The following is a 24220-nucleotide window of genomic DNA, read 5'->3' as shown; positions in this document are numbered from 1 at the left end:
GATTTGGTGGCGGATCCGCCGCCGCAGAGTCCCAATACCCCTGAGCGCACGGCAGGACACCGCAGGATGTAGGACAGACTCCGAAATTTGTGTCCATCCGTGATAATGCGGCGATTATACCGCCCGGGCCAGCCGCAATCCGGCAAAATAGCTGCCTTTGGGGCGCCGCATTGACCAACTGGCAAGTGCGGCGCGGACGACAAGCAACTCAGGACCCTACATGCAAATCGATCCCTCCATCTTCAAAGCCTATGACATTCGCGGCATCGTGGGCAAAACGCTCACCCGCGACGTCGCGCGCCAGATCGGCTTGTCGTTCGGCTCCGCCGCCGTGGAGCTTGGCGAGACCTCGATCGCCGTCGGCCGTGACGGCCGTCTTTCCGGCCCGGACCTGATTGGTGGCCTGGTCGAGGGGCTGCGCGCCACCGGTCTGGACGTGCTCGATCTCGGCATGGTGGCAACGCCGATGGTCTATTTCGCTACCAATATCGAAATCGATGGAGTGCGTCCGACCTCCGGCATCATGGTCACCGGCAGCCATAACCCGCCCGACTACAACGGCTTCAAGATGGTGCTGGCGGGGCGGGCGATCTACGGCGAGCAGATCCAGGACTTGCGTAAGCGCATCGAGGCCGGCGCGTTCACCCAGGGCGCAGGCGCGTACAAAGAAGTCGATGTGCGCGAAAAGTATCTCGCGCGTATCCTTGGCGACGTCAAGCTGTCCCGGCCGATGAAGATTGCGCTCGATGCCGGCAATGGGGTGGCGGGCGCCTTCGTCGGCGACCTGTTCCGCGGTCTGGGCTGTGAAGTAGTCGAACTGTTCTGCGAGGTCGATGGCAACTTCCCCAACCACCATCCCGATCCCGCGCATATCGAAAATCTGCAGGACCTGATGAAGACCCTGCGCGAGACCGACTGCGAGCTGGGCCTGGCCTTCGACGGCGACGGTGATCGCCTTGGCGTGGTGACCAAGGACGGGCAGGTGATCTTCCCGGACCGCCAGCTGATGCTGTTTGCTGAAGAAATCCTGTCGCGCAACCCTGGTGCGCAGGTGATCTACGACGTCAAATGTACCGGCAAGCTGGCACCGTGGATCCGCCAGCATGGCGGCGAGCCGCTGATGTGGAAGACGGGCCATTCGCTGGTGAAAGCCAAGCTGAAGGAAACGGGCGCGCCGATTGCCGGCGAGATGAGCGGCCATGTGTTCTTCAAGGACCGCTGGTACGGGTTTGACGACGGCCTGTACACCGGCGCGCGGCTGCTGGAAATCCTGTCGCGCCATGCGGATCCCAGCGCGGTGCTGAATGCCTTGCCGAACGCGAACAACACGCCGGAACTGCAGCTCAAGTGCGCCGAGGGCGAGCCCTTCACGCTGCTCGACAAGATCCGCGCAAACGCCAAATTCGACGGTGCGCGCGAAGTGATCACCATCGACGGCGTGCGGGTGGAATACGCCGACGGCTTTGGCCTGGCGCGTCCGTCCAATACCACGCCGGTGGTGGTGATGCGCTTCGAAGCCGACAACGACGCCGCACTGGCGCGCATCCAGGCCGAGTTCAAGCGCGTGATTCTCGCCGAGAAGCCGGATGCTCAGCTCCCGTTCTGAGCGCACGACGGTGCCTGCGGCATCGTCTGACGCGGCCGGTGTGGCACAGCCCATGCCGGCCGCGGTGCCATTTGCGCTGCCGGAGCGGCCGCGCATTCTGCTGGTCAAGGTATCGTCGCTTGGCGATGTAGTGCACAACATGCCGCTGGTGCATGATTTGCGCGCGCGCTGGCCCGGTGCCGAGATCGACTGGGTCGTGGAAGAGGGTTACGTGGAACTGGTTCGCCTGCTGCCCGAGGTGCGCCGGGTCATCCCGTTCGCGCTGCGGCGCTGGCGCAAGCGCCTGCTGCAGGGTGGTACCTGGCGCGAGATCGGCGCGGTGCGCGACGCCTTGCGGCAGGAGCGTTATGACGCCGTGATCGAAAGCCAGGGCTTGCTGAAAACCGCGGTAGTCGCACGTGTCGCCGCGCGCGCGCCGGGCGCGCCGATCATCGGGCTCGGCAATGCCACGCAGGGCTCGGGCTATGAGCCGGCGGCGCGGCTGCTCTATACCGCCCCGGTGGCCGTGCCGCGCCAGACCCATTCGGTGCGCCGCTCGCGCCTGCTGGGCGCAGCGCTGACGGGTGCCGCGCCGGCAGAGCCTCCATTGTTCTTCGGGCCGGCGGCGCAGACGTTGTCGGTCGATGATCCGCTGTGGGCAGGCCTGCCGCCTCGCTATGCGGTGTGCTTCCATGCGACCGCTGGAGCGCGCAAGAAATGGGCGCTGCAGAACTGGCACGCGCTGGGCAAGCGCCTGAATGAAGCGGACCTGGTAATGCTGTTGCCGTGGGGCAATGACAAGGAACGCCAGGCTGCCGAAGCCATCGCTGCCGGCGTGCCGCGAGCACAGGTGTTGCCACGCTTCTCGGTCATGCAGGGCTTTGGCCTGATCAACCGCGCGGAAGTCGTGATCGGCGTCGATACCGGCCTGGTTCATATCGCCGCGGCGCTGTGCCGGCCCACCGTGGAAATCTATACCGCCACGTGGCGCTGGAAGACTGAAGGCTATTGGTCGGAACGCATTGCCAATGTCGGCGACGACGGCGTGGTGCCTTCGGTGGAAGAAGTCTACGAGGCAGCTTGCCGCGTGCGCGGAGTGCCTGCCTGATGCTGCGTGTTCTCTATAGCTGGTTGTGGGTGCTGGTGTTGCCGCTGGCGCTGCTGCGCCTGGCCTGGCGTGCCCGCAAGGAGCCCGGCTACCTGCAGCATGTCGGCGAGCGTCTCGGCGCGTATGGCAGCCTGCCGAAGCAAGGGCCGTGGTTATGGGTTCACGCCGTGTCGGTGGGCGAGACCAGGGCGGCCCAGCCGCTGGTCGAAGCGCTGCTCGCCGCGCATCCGCATCACCGCTTGCTGTTGACGCATATGACGCCGACCGGCCGCCAGACCGGCGCCCAGTTGTTCGGCCAGGAGTCGCGCATTCTCCAGTGCTACCTGCCGTATGACCTGCCGTGGCTGGTGCGGCGGTTCGTGCGGTATTTCCGGCCGCAGGCGGGCATGCTGATGGAGACCGAGGTCTGGCCGAACCTGGTCCATGGCGCGCGCAAGGCAGGCGTGCCGCTGTACCTGGTCAACGCGCGCTTGTCGCCGCGCAGTTATCGGCGCACGGCGCGCTTCGGTCGCGCCGCCGCGGCGATGTATGGCGACTTTGCCGGCGTGCTGGCGCAGACCGCCGGCGATGCCGAGCGCTTTCGCGCACTGGGTGTGCGGGCGGTGCAGATCACCGGCAACCTCAAGTTCGACATGCAGCCAGCGCCGACCGGTGTGGCGCTGGGCGGGCAACTGCGCAAAGTCTTCGGCGCACGCGCGGTGCTGGCGGCGGCCAGTACGCGCGAGGGGGAAGAGGCCATGCTGCTCGATGCCTTCTCGCGCTGGGAGTCGTTGGCGCCAGGCGTGCCTCGGCCGGCCCTGCTGCTGATTCCGCGTCACCCACAGCGCTTCGATGAGGTGGCCGCCATGGCGGTGCGTGCGGGTTTCTCGGTCGAGCGTCGCAGCAAACTGGATCTTGATGGCGTGCGGTCGCCACTGGCTGCCGACCTGTTGCTTGGCGATTCGATGGGTGAGATGGCGATGTACTTTGCTGCGTCGGACCTCGCGTTTATCGGCGGCAGCCTGTTGCCGCTGGGCGGGCAGAACCTGATTGAAGCCTGCGCTGTCGGCACCCCGGTGCTGATCGGCCCGCATACCTTCAACTTTGCGCAGGCGACCGACGATGCGATTGCCGCGGGAGCGTGCCTGCGCGTGGACAATGCCGACGCGCTAATGCGTACTGCGGCAAGCGTGCTTGCCGATCGGGCTCGGCTTGCGGATATGCGCGCGCATGCGCAGACCTTCGCGGGGCTGCATCGGGGCGCCACGGTACGCACGCTTGCCGCCGTGGCGCCGGCGCTGGAACGCTGATTCGGCGCTTATCCCGGCGCCCTGACCAGCCCATCCCACTGCAGGGCAATGCGTTCCAGCGCAAACGCGCTGGCCTTGTGGCGGCCGCTCGCGCCAAGACTTGCCGCCAGTTCGGGTTGCCGGATCACGGTCAGCAACGCACCGGCCAACGCATCGGCGTTGTCCGTGGCGACCACCAGTGCGTCGTCGCCCGGACTGAGCAACTCACGCGGTCCGGTGTCGCAATCGGTCGAGACGATCGGCAGTCCGAAAGCCATGGCTTCGATCAGCACCAGCCCGAATCCCTCATAGCGCGAACTCAGGCAGAAGACCGATGCCTGGCCATAGGTCTGCAACGGATCATGGCAAACGCCCGGCAAGCTGGCGCTGCCTTGCAGCCCGAGCTCCCGGATCAACGCCATCAGGTCGGGACGCTCCTCGCCTTCCCCATGGACGACCAGTTGCCATTCCGGCTCTTCCGCTGCCACGGTCTGCCATGCGCGCAGCAGGACGTCGAATCCCTTGGCCGGCACCAGCCGCCCCATTGCAAGCACCGTCTTGTGCGCGCGCGGCGCCGGTGCAGCCGGCATGGGAAAGGGCAGGGGATTTGGCAGGCAGACGACTTCGCTGCGCGGCCGCAGGGCTTCAAGCCAGCGGTGGCGGTCCCGCTCGGTCAGCACGACGACCTGCCGGCAGAATCGCGCCGCCAACCGGCGCGCCAGCCTGCGTGCCGGCTTGCCCAGGTCCTCGTCGAAGTGGCAATGCTCCCAGGCGATATGGTGCAGGCCCAGGCCGAGCGTGGCGGGTCGCACGAACAGTTCCAGCATGGTGTCCACCTGCACCAGTACATCGATGCGATGCGCGATGCAGTGCCTGCGGATGCCGGCCAGCGTGGCGAAATAGGCGCGCTTGAAAGACGGACGCCGGTCGAATACCGCTTCATGCCGCACCGCGGGGTGCAACGGAAACTGGCTGGCGGTGTCCCACAGGCTCAGGATGGTGACGTGATGTCCGAGCGCAGCCAGCGAGTTCCCGATGGTGGCGGTCATCCGTTCCGCGCCGGCCATCGCGTTCAGGGTGCCGGTCAGGAAGCAGATATGACGCTGCGCGCCCGGGTTCAAGGCGCCATGGGCGCCGGCATCTTGGCCTGGCGCGCGACAACATAGGCGAAGCAAAACGCCATGACCAGGCTATAAAAAGCATTGACCAGCGTCGTGGCGAACATGACCTCGGTCAGCCCGAACACCATGAAGCCGCAGCACAGCGCCAGGCCCATGGCGCTGGCGACCCGCGTGCCCCGATCGGTTCCGCGAAGGTGGCGCAGAAAGAAAGCGGCGGGCACGAGGTAAAGCGCAAGAATCGCCAGCAGTCCTGGAATGCCAAGCGTCGCTGTCGCATGCAATAGCTCATTGTGCGAATGCGGCATGGTGGCGGCCAGCGGCGTGATGACGTGCCGGGCGGCAAAGGTCTGCAGGGCTGCCTCGAAGTGTTCCGGCCCTACGCCGGTCCACGGGTGTGCCTGGATCAATTCGAGCGATGCCCGCCAGAGCTGCAACCGGACCCCGATCGAGGTATCCGAAGTTACATGCTGAACAGATTGAGACAGTTCCGATACAACCGCAGCCGTCCGCTGCTGAACCATCGCACTGCTGTACCAGCCTAGCACCATCAGCCCGAGCAATCCCGCCAGCACCCCTGCCTTGTGCCACCGCTTCAATCTGCGCGAAGCCGCCAGCGCGATCAGAGCCAGCACCGGAATGGCCAGCCAGCCGCCGCGTGTGCCGCTCATGTAAGAGGCGTACAGGCCGGCGAACCCAGCCAGCAGTTTCAGGCCCGCTTGCAAATACTCGCCGGGACGGTTCCATCCAATCGAAATCACCGCGAGCATGCCCATCAGCAGGGCCAGGTTGCCGAAAGGAATGACATTGGAAAAGCCGACGTGGCTGGGGCGCCCGGCTGCGGCGACTTCGTGCAGCCACAAGGCGGATACCAGGGCACAGGCAACAAACCCCCACTGGATGCTCCGCATGCCGGGCCGGCCCAGGCGCACCATGCCGATGACCAGGGGGATGAACAGCGCGAAACGCAGGTAAAGATAGGGAACATGCGGGATATCGACCCCGGTCACCAGTTGCTGGATCAGCACTGCCAGCGGCAGGGCCGCCATGGCCAGCATGAAGGGCCAGTACCGGCGCAGGATCGCGCCATATTCGGCCACGCCCGCGCGCCCGCTGGAAGCCAGCGCGATAGCGCTCCACCCCAGCAACAGTCCGAAGCAGGTGTTGCTGAGCGACGGCTTGACAAACATCAGCGCGGGAAATGCCGCCAGGACTACACACGCGCTCAGGTACAGAGCTTTGTCGATCCCCAACCATAGGGACCCTTGCAATCTCGTCATCAAGAGCATGGAGAAAGGTTTCCGGAGGAAGGTTGGTGCACTTGCGATGCGTGCCATTCCATCCGTCTTATTATTGTCGCCGCCTCCTGAGGAGCGGTGCCCTGTGCTGGCATTGCTGCGCGGGGCGAAGCGATTATATCGGATGGCCACGGTGGCATTTCTTTGACGTTCCGCATCCTAGCCGGAGGCGCGTATCGGCCCGTTACAGGATGTATGTGCCGTGTAGGGCGCTTTGGCCGCGGTTTGGCAGGGGCGGCTTGTTAAACTGAGGGTCTATGGCGGGTGCGTTTTCCGGCATGCCGTTTGTCAGACCCATGAACTCAGACCGATGAATTCAGATCCATGAATTCAGACGCACCAATTTGCCTCGATACGGCTGCCCCTGGGCAGCCCCTACAGGAGTTTTCATGCAGAGCCGTAACCGCCTGATTTCCTTCGCGCCAGTTGGCCGCGGCGCGGCCGCCTTGCTGGTCGCAGCCATGCTGGGCGCCTGCACCACCGCGACCGCACCCAATCTTCCCTCGGCCGGCACCAACCTGAACCAGACCCAGCCCTCCGGCCCAAGCCGCTGGGAGCTAGTGCGCTGGCAGCTGCCTGATGGCTCCCAGCGCGAGATCCCGCACGGTGACAACGGCCAGCCGATCATCTTCGAGTTCAACGAGGGCATCGATGCCGCACAGGGCACGGTCAGCGGCACCAGTGGCTGCAATCGCTTTACCGGCAGCTATGGCAAGACCGATACCGGCATCCGCTTCGACCGCATCGCCGGCACGCGCATGGCTTGCCCGCCGCCGCGCATGGCGCTGGAGTCGGCGCTGCTGAAGGCGATGCAAACGCCGTTTGCCACCGTGGGCACGCAGCCGTCGGCGGGCAGTACCGGCCGGCAGATCATCTGGAAGACCGTGGACGGCGATCTGCTGCAGTTTGTCGAGCGCGAAGGCGTGGGCAAGCGTGGCGCGCGCGTGGAGGCCGCGGGCGTGGAGAAGACGGTCTATATCGACGCGCAGCGCGTGGAGTGCTCGGGCGTGGGCAAGATGACGTGCTACCGCTGGCGCGAGTCGCCGGAGGCGCCGTGGCAGCTTTGGTATGGGCCGATCGAGGGGCTGGATTTCGAGCCGGGCGTGTCGTACAGGCTCCGCGTGCGCGAATACCAGGTGCCGAATCCGCCGGCGGATGCGTCGGCGATCCGCTGGCAGTTGCTGAACGTGGAGTCGCGCACTCGCGCGAAGTAGGCAGTGCTCCCTCTCCCGCAGGCGGGAGAGGGGAGCACCCAAGCGGGGATTCAAAGGCCGGCAGTCTGCGTCTTCGCTCAGGAGCGGGGCTTGCGGCTCGCCGCAGCGTCGCGCCGGTCCGCCGTCGCGCGCGGGTTTGCCTGGGCCTTCGCGCCAGCCTGCGCCGGCACCGGCAGCTTGTACAGCGCGCCCGGCGACGAAGTCAGCAGGGTGTTGATCTGCACCACGTCCGCTTCCTGCAGCACGCCGGTGGAGGCCTTCAGCCGCAGCCCGTTCATGATGGTGTCGTAGCGGGCCTTGGCCAGGTCGCGGCGGGTGGAGAACAGTTGCGCTTCGGCGTTCAGCACGTCGATATTGATGCGCACGCCCACGTCATAGCCAAGCTGGTTGGATTCCACCGCGCTGGTGGCCGAGCGTTCGGCCGCTTCCAGCGCCTTGACCTGGGCCAGGCCGTTGGAGACGCCGGAGTAGGTCTGGCGCGCGGTTTGCGCGGCGGTGCGGCGGGCGAATTCCAGGTCGCTGGCGGCCTTGTCGGCCAGGGCGATGGTCTCGCGCACGCGCGACTGGATCTGGCCGCCGGAGAAAATCGGCATGGTCAGCTGCACGCCGATCTGCGAGGCGTTGTAGTGCGTCGAGATCGCCTGCGTGGCGCTGCCGGTCTGGTTGTTGAAGCCGTACGAGGCCACCAGGTCGACCGACGGCAGGTGTCCCGCCTTGGCCTTGTTGGTTTCGCGCTGCGCGGTCTCGAGGTTGTAGCTGGCCAGGTTGACCTGCAGGTTGCTGGTCTCGGCCTGCGCGGCCCAGGCGTTGACGTCGGGCGGCTGCGGGCCGGGGATGGGGGCTTCCGGGCGCAGGCCCAGCAGTTCGTCGACCGGTTTGCCGGTGACCTGCTGCAGCGTGGCGCGCTTGATTTCCAGGTCGCTCTGCGCGGCGATCTCGGTCGAGGTGGCCAGGTCGAAGCGGGCCTGGGCGTCGTTGGCGTCGACGATGGTGGCGGTGCCGACCTCGAAATTGCGTTTGGCCTGTTCCAGCTGCTCGGAGATGGCTTTCTTCTGCGCGCGCGCGAGGTAGAGGTTGTCCTGCGCCGCCAGCACGTCGAAGTAGGCCTGCGCGCTGCGCGTGATCAGGTCGAGCTCGGCCTGGTGGAAGCTGACTTCGCCCGCCAGCGCGGCCAGCTCGCCCTGCTTGTAGGTTTCCCAGCGGTCCCAGCGGAACAGCGGCTGGCTCAGCTGCAGCTGCCAGTTGTTGTTATTGAAGAAACGCGTGCCGGAGGCGCTGGGCGCGCCGCCGATCGGCAGCGACGCGGTCTGGTCCAGCTTGGTGCGATTGGCGCCCGCAGTGCCGACCACCTGCGGCAGCAAGCCCGCGCGGCCCTGCGGCAGCTTCTCGCGCGTGGCCAGCAGCTGCGCGCGCGCGCTGGCGAACTGGGCGTCGTTGGCTTGCGCGTCGCGGTAGACCTGCAGCAGGTCGGCCGCGCCGGCCGGCGCCGCGGGCAGCACGGCCAGCAGCGGGGCCAGCAGGGAAACCGCGATCGCCAGGCGCGTCCGGGTCGCTCCGGGCTGGGCGTTGGGCGCAAACGTCATGACACCTCCAGGTGGGCGCGGCGGTGCCGCGGCCGACAGTCGTTTTTTTTTCGTGTTGCTGTGCTGGCCTGCCGCTTCAGTACTTCGGCATGGCGGGGTCGACCTGGCTGGCCCAGGCGTCGACGCCGCCGGTCAGGTTGTAGACCCTGGCGTAGCCCTGGCGCTCCAGGTAGGCCGCCACCTGCATGCTGCGTGCGCCGTGATGGCAGATGCAGACAATGTCGGCGTCTTCGTCGAGTTCGGCCGCGCGCGCCGGGATGTCGCGCATCGGGATGTGGGTGATGCCGGGCAGGGCGCAGGTCTGCACCTCCCAGCCTTCACGCACGTCGAGCAGGACCGGCTTGGCGCGGCTGGCATCGGCCAGCCACTGGGCCAGTTCGGTCGCTTGGATGACCTGCATGGTGATGTGTCCTCAGAACTGGAACTGCGACGGCCGCGCCGCGCCCTGCAGGGGCTTGATCGCGGTTTCGAACAGGTTGACGACCTGGTATTCGGTCTCGGACACGCGCGTGACCAGGCGTGCCTCCATCACCGGCAGTTCGCCGACAAAGGCGGCGATGCGCCCGCCCACCTTCACCTGCGCCAGGATCGACGGCGGGATCGCCGGCAGCGAGCCCGAGATGCAGATCACGTCGTACGGCGCGGCGGCGCCCCAGCCGTCGGCGGCATTGCCTTCGGCGACGTCGACGTTGGTGACGCCGGCATTGGCCAGGTTGGTGCGGGCCAGCTCGACCAGCTCGGGCACGATGTCGACGGTCAGCACGTGGCGGGCGCGGTTGGCCAGCAGCGCGGCCATGTAGCCGGAGCCGGCGCCGATTTCCAGCACGGTTTCATGCTTGCGCACCGCCAGGTCCTGCAGGATGCGGGCCTCGACGCGCGGCGCCAGCATGTTCTGCCCGGCGGGCAGCGGAATCTCCATGTCGACGAACGCCAGCGAGGCGTACGCGGGTGGGACGAACTGCTCCCGCTTGACCACCGCCAGCAGGTCCAGGATTTCCTGGTCCAGCACGTCCCACGGGCGGATTTGCTGTTCGATCATGTTGAATCGGGCTTTTTCGAGATCCATCTTGCCATTCCTTACCAATGCCAACCGCTGTCGGTCTGTGCGCCGGCCGCGCGGTGCCACGGCCGGACAGTCTTATCAAACCCGTTATTTTAACCTTGCAGGCGCCCGCGGGCTCATTCCGCGCTGGCCTCAGCCGGGGCCGGACGGTCGGATGCCGCGGGCCGGCCGGGCCCGGCCTGCGCGGGGGCTGCCGGCGTGGCGGCGGGCTGGCCCTGGCACAGCCGGCGCAGCCATGCGCCGAAATCATCAAGATACGTATAGATCACCGGCACCACCACCAGCGTCAGGATCGACGAGGTGATGATCCCGCCGATCACGGTCTGCCCCATCGGCGCGCGCTGCTCGGCGCCTTCGCCCAGGCTGAAGGCGAGCGGCACCATGCCGAAGATCATCGCCAGCGTCGTCATCAGGATCGGGCGCAGCCGCACGCGCGCGGCTTCGACCAGGGCCGCCTCGCGCGACAGCGGCTGGCGGCCGTCCCCGCCGTCCACATGGCCCTGCCGCGCCTGGTTGGCGAAGTCCACCAGCAGGATCGCATTCTTTGTCACCAGCCCCATCAGCATGATGAAGCCGATGATCGAGAACATGTTCAGGGTCGAGCCGAACAGCAGCAGCGCGGCGAACACGCCGGCCAGCGTCAGCGGCAGCGAGGTCATGATGGCGACCGGCTGGAAGAAGCTGCCGAACTGCGAGGCCAGGATCATGTAGATGAAGATCACCGCCAGCGCCAGCGCCGACACGGCGTAGCCGAACGACTCGTTCATCGATTTGGTCGAGCCGCCGAAGCGGTACTTGTAGCCGGCGGGCCAGTTCACGCCGTCGAGCGCGGCCTTGACGTCGCGCGCGACTTCGCCGGCCGAGCGTCCGGCCACGTTGGCGGTCAGCTCGACTTCGCGGTTCAGGTCGCGCCGGCTGATCTGGTTGGCGCCGGTGGTCGGCACCAGCTCGGCGATCTGGCGCAACGGCACCATCTTCGGCGAGCCGTCGGCATTGGCGTGGCTGCTGGCGATCATCAGCGCGCTGAGGTCGGCCATGCCGGTGCGCGCGTCCTTGGGCAGGCGCACGCGCACGTCATAGTTCTCGTCGTCCGGCGCGCGCCAGGAGCTGATGGCGTCGCCGGCCAGCAGCGGACGCAGGGCATTGCCGATCTGCGCCACGCCCACGCCCAGGTCCGACGCCAGCTCGCGCCGGATCCGGACCTCGATGGTGGGGCGGTCGTCCTTCATGCTCGAATCCAGGTCGGTCAGGCCGCGGATCGCCGCCATGCGCGCGCTGGCTTCGCGCGACAGGCGCCGCAGCTCGTCCAGGTCGTCGCCCTGGATCGACACCTGGATCGCCTTCTGGCTGCCGGCGCCGTCGGGCATGCCCACCATGGTCAGCGTGATGCCGGCAATGCCGGCCAGGCGCTGGCGGATCAGCGGGTTGAGCTGCGCGGTGGACAGCGCGCGCGCCCGCCGCTCGGTCAGTCGCACCGACACCAGCGCGTTGTTGCGGCCCGAGGCATTGCCCGAGTTGATGGTGGCGTAGGTGTAGGCCACTTCGGGAAAGGCCTTCAGCGCGGCTTCCACCTGCCGCACCTTGGCTTCGGTGACGTCGAGCGAGGTGCCGACCGGCGTGGTGAAACCGACCTGGGTCTCGCCGAGGTCCGCATTGGGGACGAACTCCGTGCCGATCAGCGGCACCAGCGCAAAGCTGCCGAAGAAGGTCGCGGCGGCGATGATGGCGGTCGCCAGCCGATGCTTCAGCGCCCAGCCCAGCATGCCGGCATAGCCGTCGCCGAGCTTGTCCATTTTTGCCGAGAACCAGTCCAGCAGCCGCCCCACGGTGCGCCCGTACCAGCTGGTCTTGTTGCCGGTGCCGTGCAGGTCCGGGTCATGCCAGACCGATGACAGCATCGGATCCAGCGTGAACGAGACGAACATCGAGATCAGCACCGCCGCCACCACGGTGATGCCGAACTGGTGGAAGAAGCGCCCGATGATGCCGCCCATGAAGCCGACCGGCAGGAACACCGCGACGATCGAGAAGGTGGTGGCCAGCACCGCCAGCCCGATCTCGTTGGTGCCGTCCAGCGCCGCGCTGCGGTGGTCCTTGCCCATCAGGTTGTGGCGCACGATGTTCTCGCGCACCACGATGGCATCGTCGATCAGCAGGCCCACGCACAGCGACAGCGCCATCAGCGTGATCACGTTCAGGGTGAACCCGCACAGGTACATCACGCCGAAGGTGCCGATCAGCGCGATCGGCAGCGTCAGCCCGGTAATCACCGTGCTGCGCCACGAGCCGAGAAACAGGAACACGATCGCCACGGTCAGGAAGGCGCCTTCCAGCAGCGTCGAGCGCACTTCCTTCACGCTGCTGCGGATGCCGCGCGCGGTGTCATTGACCACGTTCAGCTGCACGCCGGCCGGCACCAGCTTGCGTGTTTCCTCGGTCATGCGCACCAGGCCGTCGACGGTGTCGACGGTGTTCTGGCCCTGCGCCTTCACCACCGACAGGAACAGCGCGCGCTTGCCGTCGAGCAGCGCCAGGCTTTCCTGCTCTTCCTCGCCGTCGCGCACGTCGGCGATCTCGCCCAGCGTCACCGGCTGGCCGGCGCGGCGCGCCACGATGATCTGGCGGAACGCATCCGGCGTGGGCACGCGGCCCTTGATCTGCACCACGGTTTCCGTCGCCGAGGAACGCAGTTCGCCCGCGGGCAGCTCCTGGTTCTCGTTGCGGATCGCGTTCATCACCTGGTCGACGCCGATGCCCAGCGCTTCCAGTTGCGCCGGCCGGATGCGGATCTCGACCTCGCGCCTGGTGCCGCCCACAATATTGATGGCGCCCACGCCGCGCACGGTTTCCAGCCGCTTGCGCACGATCTGGTCGGCGATGGTGGTCAGCTCGCGCTGGCTGCGGCTGGCGCCCGGCGCGTTGGAAACGGACAGATAGAAGATTGGCGCGTCCGACGGGTCATAGCGCAGCACGCGCGGTTCCTTGACCTCGTCGCGGAACTGCGGGCGGATCAGCGCAATCTTGTCGCGCACGTCCTGCGCGGCCTGGCCGACATCGACGCTCAGGTCGAACTTGATCACGACGACCGAGGTGCCCTGGTAGGAGTGCGAAAAGATCTCGTCGATGCCGGAGATGGTGTTGACGATCTCCTCGACCTTGCGCGTGACGTCGGACTCCACCGACTCCGGCGCGGCGCCCGGGTATTCGGTCTGCACCACCACGACCGGGAAGGTGATGTCGGGAAACTGGTCGACCGGCAGCCGCTGGTAAGAGAACAGCCCCACCACGATGAAGGCCATCATCATCATGGTGGCCAGCACCGGGTTGCGGATCGACAGGCGGGTGAACCACATGGCGTGCGTCCTTTACACCGTCAGGCCTTGACGCGCCTGACCTGGCTGCCGCTGCGCAGCGTGCCGAGGTTGTTGCGCACGATCTCGGCGCCGGCGTCCAGCCCGGAGACGATTTCCACCATGCCGCCGGCTTCGTCGCGCAGGCCAAGCTGCACCGGGCGTTCCGCCAGCGTGTCGCGCTCGATCGCATAGACGAAGGCGCGTTCGCCCTCGGTGCGCACCGCCGAGGCCGGCACCGCGACCACGCCGGCGCGTTGGCCCAGCACCAGCGCGCCGCGCGCGAACATGCCCGCGCGCAGCAGCTGGTCGGCATTCTCGACCCGGATGTAGACCATGATGCTGCGCGTGCCCTCGCTGACGGCCGGATTGATACGCACCAGCTTGCCGGTAAAGCGGCCGGCGCCTTCCACTTCCAGCGCCACCGGCTGGCCCACCGCGGCGCGCGCCACGTCCGCCATCGGGATCGGCGCTTCCAGCTCCAGCACGCGCAGGTCGACCACATCGACCAGGCGCGTATCGGGCGAGACTTTCTCACCCGGCTGCGCTTTGCGCGCGGCCACCATGCCGTCGAGCGGCGCCTTGACCACGGTGTCGGCCAGCGCCTTCTGCGCCACCGCCAGCCCGCCTTCGGCGGCGTCAAGGTTGGCGCGGGCGACCGCCAGGTCGGACTGGTACTTGTCGAAGGCGGTCTTCGAAATAAAGCCCTTGTCGACCAGCTCGCGGTTGCGTTCCCAGGTCTGGCGCGAATTCTCGAACTGGCCGCGCGCGGCCAGCATCTGCCCGCGCGCCTGCGCGACGCGGGCCTCGTATTCGGCCGGGTCGATGCGCACGATCACCTGGCCGGCGCGTACCGGCTCGCCTTCGCGTACCAGCACCTGCTTTACCTCGCCCGAGACCTTGGCCTTGACCGAGGCCTGGTTCAGCGCACGCAGGCTGCCCGACAGCGGCAGCGACAACTGCAGGTCCTGGCGTGCCACGCGGACCAGGTCGGTCTGCAGGAACTCCACGATATTGGCGGCCGGTGCCGCCGCTTGCGGCTGGCGCGCGCTGCCGGCCTTGCGCACCGCGACCGTGGCGCTCAGCGCCAGGGCCAGGCAGGCGGCGCCGATCAGCAGGGTCTTTCGCTTCATGTCGGGGTGCCGGGTTGCGGCGCGGAGGGGGCGGGCCCGGCCTCGGCGGCCATCGCGGCGGCGCGTTGCGCCAGCATATCGTCGCGGATCACTTCCCAGATATAAGGACCGTGCTGCGGCGGCAGCGGCCGGTTGCGGGCTTCGCCGGCGGTCAGTCCGAACAGCAGCGTGTCGAGCAGGCCATCGAGGAAGGCCTCGGGGTCGATGTCCTTCTCGGCGGTGGCGCGCAGTGCGCGCTGCCACATCATCAGGAATACCAGCGGCGCGCAGATCAGCGTGGTGGTGGGATTGGCCGGCAGCGGGCGGAATTCGCCGCGCGCCACGCCGCGCGCCAGCACTTTGGCGAACAGCTCGTCGCCCGGCACCATCACTTCCTGGTTATAGAAGCGGGCGATGTCGGGAAAGTTAGCCGACTCCGCCATGATCAGCTTGGTCAGCCCCGCCACCGGCGTGGCGCCGATCATTCCCCACCAGCCGCGCAGCAGTTCGCGCAACAGCTCGGGCGTGCTGCCCTGGTAGGCATCGACCAGGTCGGCGCCGCGCGCCAGGGCTGGCACCAGGTTCTCGCGCACCACGGACTTGAACAGCTCTTCCTTGTTGGCGAAGTAGAGATAGACCGTGCCCTTGGACACGCCGGCCGCCGCGGCCACGTCTTCCAGCCGCGTGGCGGCATAGCCACGCTCGACGAACAGGTCGAGCGCCGCCGCTACCAACTCGTGGGGCCGCGCCGCCTTGCGCCGGCTCCAGCGCGGGCTGTCGGCGTCCTTGTGCGGATCGGCGGTTGGCTTGGTCACGGCGGGTTTGCGAAGACTGCGGGGCACGAGGGGGCGTCGAAAAAATTAATAACTTGTGGGTCAGTAATGTAGAGGAGGCCTCACAGGGGGTCAAGCGCAGCCAATTAGTCAGACGGCGCCAGGAGGAAAGCAACAGAGCCGCCGTCTCAATGTGATTGATATGGCGCATAGGCGCCCCGCCGTGCTTACGGCGTTTTCCTTTTCTTACAGGCCGCCATCAACCCTTCGGGCACAATGTCGCCTTTGTGCTGGCGGCCCTCGGCCGTTACCGATCCCGAACCTTCGTCATGAGTTGCCGGTCAGACCTTTCCTGCCGCGCGGGCTGCGGCGCCTGCTGTATCGCCCCGTCGATCGCCTCGGCGCTGCCCGGCATGCCGGGCGGCAAGCCGGCGGGTGTGCCATGCGCGCAGTTGCTGCCGGACATGCGCTGCGCCGTGTTCGGCAGCCCCGACCGGCCCGCATTCTGCGGCGGCTTGAAGCCGTCGGCCGAGATGTGCGGCGATTCCCGCGAAGCGGCGCTGCAATGGCTGGCCCGGCTCGAGATCCTGACCGCGCCGTCAGTGATAGGCCAGGGCGCGGCATGACGCCCGCAGTGGTTCCTGATATCCCGCAATCGGAGGCAATATGATCCGGACTTCCCGACGGCGCTGGCTCGCCGCGGCTGCCGCGGCCACGCTGGCCGTGGGGCTGGCTGCCTGCGGCGCCTTCCGCAGCGAATACACCTTTTCGCAAAGCCAGCTGCAGGCGGCGCTCGAACGCAAGTTTCCGTTCAACAAGCGCTACCTGGAGTTGTTCGATATCCAGCTGGCCAATCCGCAGCTGACGCTGGATTCTGTGCGCAACCGCGTCAACGTGCAGTTCGACGCCACCATCGACAACAAGCTGTTCTTCAGCCAGGCCCTGACCGGGCGCTTCGCGCTGGACAGCGGGCTGCGCTATGACGAGCCGACCCGCTCGGTGGTGCTGCAGGATCCCGAGGTGAAGCGCTTCGACGTACAGGGCATGCCGGCGCAGTTTGCGCGCCAGCTCAACGCGCTGGGCGGCATCCTCGCCGAGCAGCTGTTGCAGGGCTATCCGCTCTATACCTTCCGCGAAGACCAGTTGCGCCTTGCCGGCACGCAGGTAGAGCCCGGTACAATCACCGTTTTGCCTGACGGTATCAACGTCAAGATCAACCGCCCCTGACCGGGGCGCCTCGAACAACAATGCAGGCGGTCCAGCACGCAGCCGGACAACGCCCGTGACTACGTTTCTTTCGTTCCGCATGGAAATCGCACTTGCCCTGAAGGCCGTGATCCTCGGCATCGTCGAAGGCCTGACCGAGTTTCTCCCCATTTCGAGCACGGGCCACCTGATCCTGGCCGGCCAGCTGCTCGACTTCAACGACGAGAAGGGCAAGATCTTCGAGATCGTGATCCAGTTCGGCGCCATCCTGGCGGTTTGCTGGGAGTTCCGCGCGCGCATCGGCAAGGTGGTGCGCGGCCTGCGCGACGACCCGCTGTCGCAGCGCTTTGCCGTCAACGTGATCGTCGCCTCAGTACCCGCCATCGTGCTGGCGCTGATTTTCGGCAAATGGATCAAGGCCCATCTGTTCAACCCGATCTCGGTGGCGCTGGCCTTTATCGTTGGCGGCGTGGTGATCCTGCTGGCCGAATGGCGCGACGCGCGCCGCGGCACGGTTTCGCATCCGCAGGGCAATGCGCTGCTGGAAGCCGCCAAGGCCGGCGCGCCGCGCATCGAGTCGGTCGATGACCTGAACTGGCGCGACGCGCTCAAGGTGGGGCTGGCGCAGTGCTTCGCGCTGGTGCCGGGGACCTCGCGCTCTGGTGCCACCATCATCGGCGGCATGCTGTTCGGCTTGTCGCGGCAGGTGGCCACCGAGTTTTCTTTCTTCCTGGCGATCCCGGTGATCTTCGGCGCCACGGTCTACGAACTGTACAAGGCGCGCGGGCTGCTGAGCGCCGATGACCTCGGCATTTTCGCGGTCGGCTTTGTCTTTGCCTTCCTGTCCGCGTTCCTGTGCGTGCGCTGGCTGCTGCGTTTCGTCGCCACGCATGACTTCAAGCCGTTTGCGTGGTACCGCATCGCCTTCGGCATCGTGGTGCTGGTGACCGCGTACACCGGCCTGGTGTCCTGGCACGCCTGACCGGGGCGTTGGCACAGGCAATAAAAAAGCGTGGCAGATGCCACGCTTTTTGTTTTTCCGCCGTCGGCGTTCAGGCGCGCTTGCGGAACACCACGTCCCACACGCCGTGCCCCAGCCGCACGCCGCGCCGCTCGAACTTGGTCACCGGCCGGTAATCGGGCCGCTCGGCGAAACCATCCGGCGCCGCCGAAGTGTTCTCCAGCAGCGGCTCGGCCGACAGCACTTCGACCATCTGGTGAGCGTACTCTTCCCAGTCGGTCGCGCAGTGGATATAGCCGCCCGGCTTCAGGCGCGCGGCCAGCACCTTCACCAGCGGCGGCTGCACCAGCCGGCGCTTGTTGTGGCGCTTCTTGTGCCAGGGGTCCGGAAAGTAGATGTGCACGCCGTCGAGGCTGTTGTCGGTCAGCATATGCGCGATCACCTCGACCGCATCGTGCTGCAGGATCCGCACATTGGACAGGCCGCGCTCGTCGATCAGCTTGAGCAGCGCGCCCACGCCCGGCTCATGCACCTCGCAGCCCAGGAAGTTGTCCTGCGGCCGCAGCCCGGCGATATGCGCGGTGGTCTCGCCCATGCCGAAGCCGATCTCCAGGATCGACGGCGCCGGGCGGCCAAAGGTCGCCTCCCAGTCCAGCGGTTGCGGCGCGTACGGCACCAGCATGCGCGGCCCGACTTCGTCGATGGCGCGCTGCTGCCCGGTCGAGGTCCGTCCGGCGCGGCGCACGAACGAACGGATCCGGCGTGGATGCGCAACGCCTTCAGGATCGGCAGGTGAGGGGGCGGGCGCCGGTGCGGCGCTGTCTGCGGGCGCGGCGTCGTCGGCCGGCCCGGTGCTGGGGTCTTGGGGAAGCATGGCAACAAAAAAGCCGCCGGGCGGATCACCGTAAGGGTGGCAAGGGCGGCTTGTCTCGACGGGAAGTGGAGCGGGCGATGGGAATCGAACCCACGTCTTTAGCTTGGGAAGCTAAGGTAATAGCCATTATACGACGCCCGCGAACCCGCCATTCTATGCGGGATCCCAGGGGAGCGCAAGCGAGTGCCCTATGGGGCCTAATCAGCGCCTGGGGGCCTTGTAGGCGAAATGCTTGCCGACCACCTGGCTGATAAAGCTGCACAGTCCGCGTCCGGCTTGGGCAAGGCGCTTCATCTGTTCAACCTCGCCGCGGCCGGTGCTGCGGTAGTCATAGGTGTAGACGCGGCCGTCGGCAAACTGGACCCGGATATAGTCCGGGCCGAGTTCGTAGGCGACGGCGCCTGATTCGCCGCTGAGGTTCCTGTAGGGCTCCATAGCTGGCAATGATAGGTCGGGTTTGCGCTCGCTGCTGGCGGCGGAACCGGTCGCGTTGACGCGTCGCCGGGCCTGGGTTTCCGCGTCTACCGCGCAGCTTGAGGCGCGGCGTATAGTGGCCGGCACGATGGCGTACGCCTGTGTGCGCCGCCACCCCTCCCGCCACGTCAGGACGCCGCCACCTTGACCACCGACTTCTTTGCCCGCTTTGCCGCCGAATGTCTGCCGCGTATCGCCGATGCGATCGGCCAGCAACTCCGGCGCGTGCAACTTCAACCCCTGCCTGGCGAAGCGCCGGGGCTGGCGCCGCGCTTGCGCGTGACCGGAGACGGCCCGCCGGAGCTGCGGCGTCACCCGTATGCGCTCGATGTCACGCTGGCATGGGACGGGCTGGAAGTGCAGCGCCTGTTCGCGGCCGGCGGCGAGGCCCGCTTTGCCGGCTACCTGTCGGCGCTGCCGTCCAAGCTGCGGGCGTGGCAGGAGCCGCGCGGCATCGATTTCCGCTCGCTGTCGCAGGCCGATCCGCAGATCCTGATCGGCGGGCTCGATTTCGAGCACTGAGCCGACCTCTGGCCAACGGCAAGGGCCACGGCAGAATCAGCCCGCCACGCGCAGCCGGCATACCGCGCTTTCGGTCTGGCCGGGCGCGACCCAGCGCAACCCCTGGCCGTGATGGATGGCGTCGGGCAGGCCCACCCACGGTTCCACGCAATAGAAGTCGGAGGTCTCGCTCTCAGACCAGGTGGTCACGGCATGCCAGGGCACGCTGCCGGGCAGGTCGAGCTCGAAGCGGATCTCGCGCCCTGGCATGGACAGCATGGCGGACGGGCTGTCGCGGAAGACGTGGAACGTGTCCTGCAGCCGTGGATCGTCCAGCCGGTATGTCGACTCGCCCGGCTCCGCGGGGCCCGGCCTGCCATCCGGCAGCTGGCGCAGGCGCTCCGCGCGCGGCAGCGCCAGCGTCGCCGCGGCGCGCTGTGCGTACGGCAGGGCGAAATAGAAGTGGTGGCCGGGATAGCACGGCAGGCGCTGCGTACCAGTATTGGTGGTGCGCAGCGTGACTTCCAAACCGTCGGGCAGCAACGCGTAGACGGCATCGAAGGCGAAGGCAAACGGGAAACCGGCGCGGGTGGCCGCGCTGTCGCGCAGCGTCATCGTGATGGTGGACTGTGGGTCGAGGGCGCTGACGTCGAAGGGCAGGTCGCGCGCAAAGCCATGCTGCGAGAGGGTATGCACCGTCCCTTGCTCGTCTTGCCACTGTCCGGGCTTGCCCTCGGCAAAATGCCGGCCGATAAACGGGAACAGCAGCGGGTTGCCGCCGCGGACCTTGGCCGGGCGGCTCCAGTCGGCGGCCTCGGGCCAGTACAGGATGTCCTGGCCGTGGTGCACCCAGCGGACCAGGCGCCCGCCGTGTTGGGGAGCCAGCAGCAGATAGGAATCGGCGTGGCCTATCCGCACCAGCGGCTGGCCCTGGAAGTCTTCGGTTGGTTGGTTTTGCATGGCGTGGAGGGTGTAAGCGCCTGCGTTCAGGTTGTGGCCGATTCGGCCTGGCGCGCCTTGAGGAAGCGCGCGGCGTAGTCGAAATACCAGTCGAGCGTGTCGGGATTGGCCATGGCGTCACGGTTGGCGATGCTCTGCGGCGCATGGCCCAGCAGCAGCTTCTTGATCGGCACCTCCATCTTCTTGCCCGACAGCGTGCGCGGCACGCCCGGTGCCTGCACGATCTCGTTGGGCACGTGGCGCGACGACAGCGCGCTGCGGATGCGCGCGCGCAGCGAGTCGCGCAGCGCGTCATCCAGCACCACACCTTCGCGCAGCACCACGAACAGCGGCATGTACGATTCGCGGCCCAGGTATTCCAGGTCGACCACCATGCTGTCGAGCACCTCAGGCAGGTCTTCGACCACGCGGTACAGCTCGCTGGTGCCCATGCGGATGCCGTGGCGGTTGATGGTGGCATCGGAACGCCCGTAGATCACCGCGCCGCCGCGCCTGGTGATCTTGATCCAGTCGCCATGCCGCCATACGTCCGGGTAGGTGTCGAAATAGCTGTCGCGGTAGCGCTTGCCGTCGGTGTCGCCCCACAGGTAGAGCGGCATCGACGGCATCGGCTCGGTGCAGACCAGTTCGCCGACCGCATCGAGCAGCGGCTGGCCGTGGTCGTCGAAGGCTTCCACCTTGGCGCCCAGGCAGCGGCACTGCATCTCGCCAGAGTAGACCGGCAGCAGCGGGCAGCCGGCGACGAAAGAGCCGGCGAAGTCGGTGCCGCCGGACATTGGCACCAGCCAGAGGTATTCGCGCACATGGCGGTAGACCCAATCGTAAGCCTCGACGGGCAGCGGCGAGCCGGTCGAGCCCAGCCCGCGCAGGCGCGACACGTCGGCGATGCGCGCCGGCTCGATGCCGGCCTTCATGCAGTTGGTGAAGAAGGCCGCGCCGGCGCCGAACAGCGTCACGCCGGCATCGTCGACAAAGCGCCACAGCACGCCCGCGTCCGGCCAGGCCGGGTTGCCATCGTAGAGCGCGATGGTGGTGCCCAGCAGCAGCCCCGCCACCTGCGCGTTCCACATGATCCAGCCGCTGCTGCTGTACCAGTGGAATACATCGTCCGGGCCCAGGTTGTTGTGGAACGCCATCAGCTTGAGCTGCTCGATGACGATGCCGCCATGGCCATGCACGATCGGCTTGGGCATGCCGGTGGTGCCGGACGAGTAGACGATCCACAGCGGATGGTCGAACGGCACCGGTTCGATCGCCAGCGGCACGTCGTGCGCCAGCACTTCCTGCCAGGCGTGGACGCGCACGCCGGCGGGCGGCGCGGCGATGCTGCCGGTTTGCGGCACCAGCACCAGGTCGGTCAGCGAGGGCAGGGCAGCGACCAGCTCGGCCAGCACCGGCGCACGGTCGTAGACCTTGCCGCCGTAGCGGTAGCCGTCGACGGCGATCAGCACCTTGGGCTCGATCTGGCGGAAACGGTCGGCCACCGCCACCTGGCCCATGTCCGGCGCGCAGCCGGACCAGACCGCGCCCACGCTGGCGGTGCCCAGGAAGGCGACCACGGTGGCGGGGATATTCGGGAGATAACCGGCGATGCGGTCGCCGCGCTGCACGCCCATCTGGCGCAGCGCATGCGCCAGCGACGCCACTTGCGCCTCGAGCGCGTGCCAGCTGATATCGGCCAGCGGCTGCGCCTCGCCGGCATGGCGGATGGCGGTACGCTGGCGCTCGCTGCCGGTGCCGGCGTGGCGGAACACCTGCTGCACGTAGTTCAGCGTGGCGCCGTCGAACCAGCGTGCGCCGGGCATGGTGCGCCGGTCCAGCACTTGCGTGGCCGGGGTGTCGAAGTGCACGTCGAAGTAGGCGCGCACGGCGTCCCAGAACGCTTCCAGCTCGGTGACCGACCACTGCCACAGGCTGTCGTAGTCGTCAAAGGCCAGGCCGCGTTCGTCACGCAGCCAGCGCATGAAGCGCGCGATCTGGCTGCTGTCGCGGAACGCCTCGGACGGCGTCCACATCAGGTTGCCTTCGGCGAGCGGGGCGGCGGTCGTCATGTCTCCTCCTTGCGCCCGTCTGCCGCGGGCATCGGATGGTGCGATGGTTGGCTGCGAGCGCCTTGCGGGCGCCCGGCATCAGCGTGACATGATAACGGCGGTTGGATTCAGGCGCCTGCCTGCGGCCGTCAGCGCTTGCCTGGGTGCTCGAACAGCGTTTCCCACAGGCTGTCGACCTTGGCCTTGACCGCCGCATCCATGGCGATCGGCGTGCCCCATTCGCGGGTGGTTTCGCCCGGCCACTTGTCGGTGGCGTCGATGCCCATCTTGGAGCCCAGGCCCGACACCGGCGAGGCGAAATCGAGGTAATCGATCGGCGTGTTGTCGACCAGCACGGTGTCGCGGCTGGGGTCGACGCGGGTGGTGATGGCCCAGATCACTTCCTTCCAGTCGCGCACGTCGACATCGTCGTCGACCACCACGATGATCTTCGTATACATGAACTGCCGCAGGAAGCTCCACACGCCGAACATCACGCGCTTGGCATGCCCGGCGTACTGCTTTTTCATCCGCACCAGCGCCATGCGGTAGCTGCAGCCCTCGGGCGGCAGGTAGAAGTCGGTGATTTCGGGGAACTGCTTCTGCAGCAGCGGCACGAACACCTCGTTCAGCGCCACGCCCAGCACGGCCGGCTCGTCGGGCGGCTTGCCGGTGTAGGTGGAGTGGTAGATCGGGTCGCGCCGCATGGTGATGCGGTCGATGGTGAACACCGGGAACCAGTCCTGCTCGTTGTAATAGCCGGTGTGGTCGCCGAACGGGCCTTCCAGCGCATGCTGGTAGCCGGACGGGTGGTCGGGGTCGGGCTGGATATGGCCTTCCAGCACGATCTCCGCCGAGGCCGGCACGCTCAGTTCGGACAGCGTCGGCGTCAGGCAGCCCGCCAGCGCGGTGCGGCTGCCGCGCAGCAGGCCGGCGAATTGGTATTCGGACAGCGTATCGGGCACCGGCGTCACCGCGCCCAGGATGGTGGCGGGGTCGGCGCCCAGCGCTACCGCGATCGGGAACGGCTTGCCCGGGTTGGCCAGTGCATGCTCGCGGAAGTCGAGCGCGCCGCCGCGGTGCGCCAGCCAGCGCATGATGACCTGGTTGCGGCCGATCACCTGCTGGCGGTAGATGCCCAGGTTCTGCCGCTTTTTGTGCGGGCCCTTGGTCACCACCAGGCCCCAGGTGATCAGCGGCGCGGCGTCGCCCGGCCAGCAGGTCTGGATCGGCAGGCGCGCCAGGTCGACGTCGTTGCCTTCCCACACCACCTCCTGGCAGGCCGGGCTGCTGACGCGCTTCGGTGCCATGTCCCACACGGATTTGGCCAGCGTGAAGAGCTTGCCGGCCTCGCGAAGCCCGCGCGGCGGCTCCGGTTCCTTCAGCGCCGACAGGACCCGGCCGATGTCGCGCAGGTCTTCCATCGATTCGGCGCCCATGCCAAATGCGACTCTGCGTGTCGTGCCGAACAGATTGGCCAGCACCGGCACGCTATAGATGTCGCCATGGGGGGCGCCCGCAGGCTGCTCGAAGACAACCGCGGGGCCGCCGGCACGCAGCAGGCGGTCGCAGATTTCGGTCATTTCCAGGTTGGGCGACACCGGCCGCGCGATGCGCCGCAGCTCGCCGATACCTTCCAGCTGGCCGATGAAATCGCGCAAGTCTTTGTATTGCATGATGAATTCTGTTGTGGTGCGGCATCCGCACGGGTTCCGGGGAGGCAGCGGTCAAGTCGGTGACGA

Annotated in this window: 21 protein-coding genes and 1 tRNA gene; 8 read left to right on the top strand and 14 right to left on the bottom strand. The window is 67.3% G+C overall.

Annotated features, from left to right (window positions below):
* The first annotated feature begins 220 nt into the window (after positions 1-220).
* The 3 genes from ACOCMH_RS29100 to waaA are packed head-to-tail and all read left to right on the top strand — an operon-like array spanning position 221 to position 3982.
* Positions 221-1606 (top strand): phosphomannomutase/phosphoglucomutase, encoded by a 1386-nt coding sequence (locus tag ACOCMH_RS29100; protein WP_427310835.1) that lies wholly within the window; start codon positions 221-223, stop codon positions 1604-1606.
* Positions 1587-2693 (top strand): lipopolysaccharide heptosyltransferase I, encoded by a 1107-nt coding sequence (gene waaC, locus ACOCMH_RS29095; RefSeq protein WP_427310833.1) that lies wholly within the window; start codon positions 1587-1589, stop codon positions 2691-2693. The genes ACOCMH_RS29100 and waaC overlap by 20 nt, the downstream gene beginning before the upstream one ends.
* Positions 2693-3982 (top strand): lipid IV(A) 3-deoxy-D-manno-octulosonic acid transferase, encoded by a 1290-nt coding sequence (waaA, locus tag ACOCMH_RS29090; RefSeq protein ID WP_427310832.1) that lies wholly within the window; start codon positions 2693-2695, stop codon positions 3980-3982. Before waaC ends, waaA begins: the two co-directional genes overlap by 1 nt.
* 8 nt (positions 3983-3990) lie before the next feature.
* Here the strand turns inward: waaA and ACOCMH_RS29085 are convergent, their stop codons facing one another.
* Both ACOCMH_RS29085 and ACOCMH_RS29080 read right to left on the bottom strand, forming a co-directional pair.
* Positions 3991-5028 (bottom strand): glycosyltransferase family 4 protein, encoded by a 1038-nt coding sequence (locus ACOCMH_RS29085; RefSeq protein WP_427313391.1) that lies wholly within the window; start codon positions 5026-5028, stop codon positions 3991-3993.
* A gap of 50 nt (positions 5029-5078) precedes the next feature.
* Positions 5079-6368, bottom strand: a complete 1290-nt coding sequence (locus tag ACOCMH_RS29080; protein ID WP_427310831.1) for an O-antigen ligase family protein — start codon at positions 6366-6368, stop codon at positions 5079-5081.
* A gap of 398 nt (positions 6369-6766) precedes the next feature.
* Here ACOCMH_RS29080 and ACOCMH_RS29075 point away from each other — a divergent pair, with 398 nt between their 5' ends.
* Positions 6767-7591 (top strand): DUF4377 domain-containing protein, encoded by an 825-nt coding sequence (locus tag ACOCMH_RS29075; protein ID WP_427310829.1) that lies wholly within the window; start codon positions 6767-6769, stop codon positions 7589-7591.
* Positions 7592-7668: 77 nt separating this feature from the next.
* Here the strand turns inward: ACOCMH_RS29075 and ACOCMH_RS29070 are convergent, their stop codons facing one another.
* The 6 genes from ACOCMH_RS29070 to ACOCMH_RS29045 form a co-directional block, all read right to left on the bottom strand.
* On the bottom strand, positions 7669-9174 hold the full coding sequence (locus ACOCMH_RS29070) for a TolC family outer membrane protein (RefSeq protein ID WP_427310827.1): 1506 nt from the start codon (positions 9172-9174) through the stop codon (positions 7669-7671).
* A gap of 76 nt (positions 9175-9250) precedes the next feature.
* Positions 9251-9574: a rhodanese-like domain-containing protein gene (locus tag ACOCMH_RS29065; RefSeq protein ID WP_306853572.1), complete on the bottom strand. Its 324-nt coding sequence runs from the start codon at positions 9572-9574 to the stop codon at positions 9251-9253.
* A 12-nt stretch (positions 9575-9586) separates the two neighbouring features.
* Entirely contained in the window at positions 9587-10240 is a 654-nt protein-coding gene (locus ACOCMH_RS29060) for a protein-L-isoaspartate O-methyltransferase family protein (protein WP_427310826.1), read from the bottom strand.
* A 113-nt stretch (positions 10241-10353) separates the two neighbouring features.
* Positions 10354-13590, bottom strand: a complete 3237-nt coding sequence (locus tag ACOCMH_RS29055; protein ID WP_427310824.1) for an efflux RND transporter permease subunit — start codon at positions 13588-13590, stop codon at positions 10354-10356.
* 20 nt (positions 13591-13610) lie between these two features.
* Positions 13611-14720 carry an efflux RND transporter periplasmic adaptor subunit gene (locus tag ACOCMH_RS29050; RefSeq protein WP_427310822.1) on the bottom strand — a complete coding sequence of 370 codons (1110 nt, stop codon included), beginning with the start codon at positions 14718-14720 and terminating at the stop codon, positions 13611-13613.
* Positions 14717-15541 carry a TetR/AcrR family transcriptional regulator gene (locus ACOCMH_RS29045; protein ID WP_427310820.1) on the bottom strand — a complete coding sequence of 275 codons (825 nt, stop codon included), beginning with the start codon at positions 15539-15541 and terminating at the stop codon, positions 14717-14719. Before ACOCMH_RS29045 ends, ACOCMH_RS29050 begins: the two co-directional genes overlap by 4 nt.
* A 260-nt stretch (positions 15542-15801) precedes the next feature.
* Here ACOCMH_RS29045 and ACOCMH_RS29040 point away from each other — a divergent pair, with 260 nt between their 5' ends.
* From ACOCMH_RS29040 to ACOCMH_RS29030, 3 genes are all read left to right on the top strand, one after another.
* Entirely contained in the window at positions 15802-16098 is a 297-nt protein-coding gene (locus ACOCMH_RS29040; RefSeq protein WP_427310819.1) for a YkgJ family cysteine cluster protein, read from the top strand.
* 40 nt (positions 16099-16138) lie between these two features.
* A complete protein-coding gene (locus ACOCMH_RS29035; protein WP_427310817.1) occupies positions 16139-16699 on the top strand; it encodes a DUF1439 domain-containing protein in 561 nt (186 codons plus the stop codon).
* Positions 16700-16778: 79 nt separating this feature from the next.
* On the top strand, positions 16779-17660 hold the full coding sequence (locus tag ACOCMH_RS29030) for an undecaprenyl-diphosphate phosphatase (protein WP_427313390.1): 882 nt from the start codon (positions 16779-16781) through the stop codon (positions 17658-17660).
* Between the two features lie 70 nt (positions 17661-17730).
* Here the strand turns inward: ACOCMH_RS29030 and trmB are convergent, their stop codons facing one another.
* From trmB to ACOCMH_RS29015, 3 genes are all read right to left on the bottom strand, one after another.
* The gene (trmB, locus tag ACOCMH_RS29025) at positions 17731-18513 is read right to left on the bottom strand and encodes a tRNA (guanosine(46)-N7)-methyltransferase TrmB (RefSeq protein WP_427310815.1); all 783 of its coding nucleotides are present in this window, start codon (positions 18511-18513) and stop codon (positions 17731-17733) included.
* Between the two features lie 66 nt (positions 18514-18579).
* A tRNA-Gly gene (locus ACOCMH_RS29020) sits at positions 18580-18654 on the bottom strand.
* 60 nt (positions 18655-18714) lie between these two features.
* Positions 18715-19203, bottom strand: a complete 489-nt coding sequence (locus ACOCMH_RS29015) for a hypothetical protein (protein ID WP_427313409.1) — start codon at positions 19201-19203, stop codon at positions 18715-18717.
* On the opposite strand from ACOCMH_RS29015, the gene ACOCMH_RS29010 reads away from it, so the two are divergent.
* The gene (locus ACOCMH_RS29010; RefSeq protein WP_427310813.1) at positions 19132-19509 is read left to right on the top strand and encodes a DUF5594 family protein; all 378 of its coding nucleotides are present in this window, start codon (positions 19132-19134) and stop codon (positions 19507-19509) included. The genes ACOCMH_RS29015 and ACOCMH_RS29010 overlap by 72 nt on opposite strands.
* Positions 19510-19545: 36 nt before the next feature.
* On the opposite strand, the gene ACOCMH_RS29005 is transcribed toward ACOCMH_RS29010, so the two are convergent.
* From ACOCMH_RS29005 to ubiD, 3 genes are all read right to left on the bottom strand, one after another.
* Complete coding sequence (locus ACOCMH_RS29005; RefSeq protein ID WP_427310811.1) at positions 19546-20448, bottom strand: aldose epimerase; 903 nt, start codon at positions 20446-20448, stop codon at positions 19546-19548.
* 26 nt (positions 20449-20474) lie between these two features.
* A complete protein-coding gene (locus tag ACOCMH_RS29000; protein ID WP_427310810.1) occupies positions 20475-22499 on the bottom strand; it encodes an acetoacetate--CoA ligase in 2025 nt (674 codons plus the stop codon).
* 128 nt (positions 22500-22627) lie between these two features.
* A complete protein-coding gene (gene ubiD / locus ACOCMH_RS28995; protein ID WP_427310808.1) occupies positions 22628-24154 on the bottom strand; it encodes a 4-hydroxy-3-polyprenylbenzoate decarboxylase in 1527 nt (508 codons plus the stop codon).
* Positions 24155-24220: the final 66 nt, after the last annotated feature.

The organism is Cupriavidus sp. H39 (assembly GCF_050271075.1).
GTDB classification, from domain to species: domain Bacteria; phylum Pseudomonadota; class Gammaproteobacteria; order Burkholderiales; family Burkholderiaceae; genus Cupriavidus; species Cupriavidus necator_B.
This window is presented reverse-complemented; position numbering and strand designations above follow the sequence as displayed.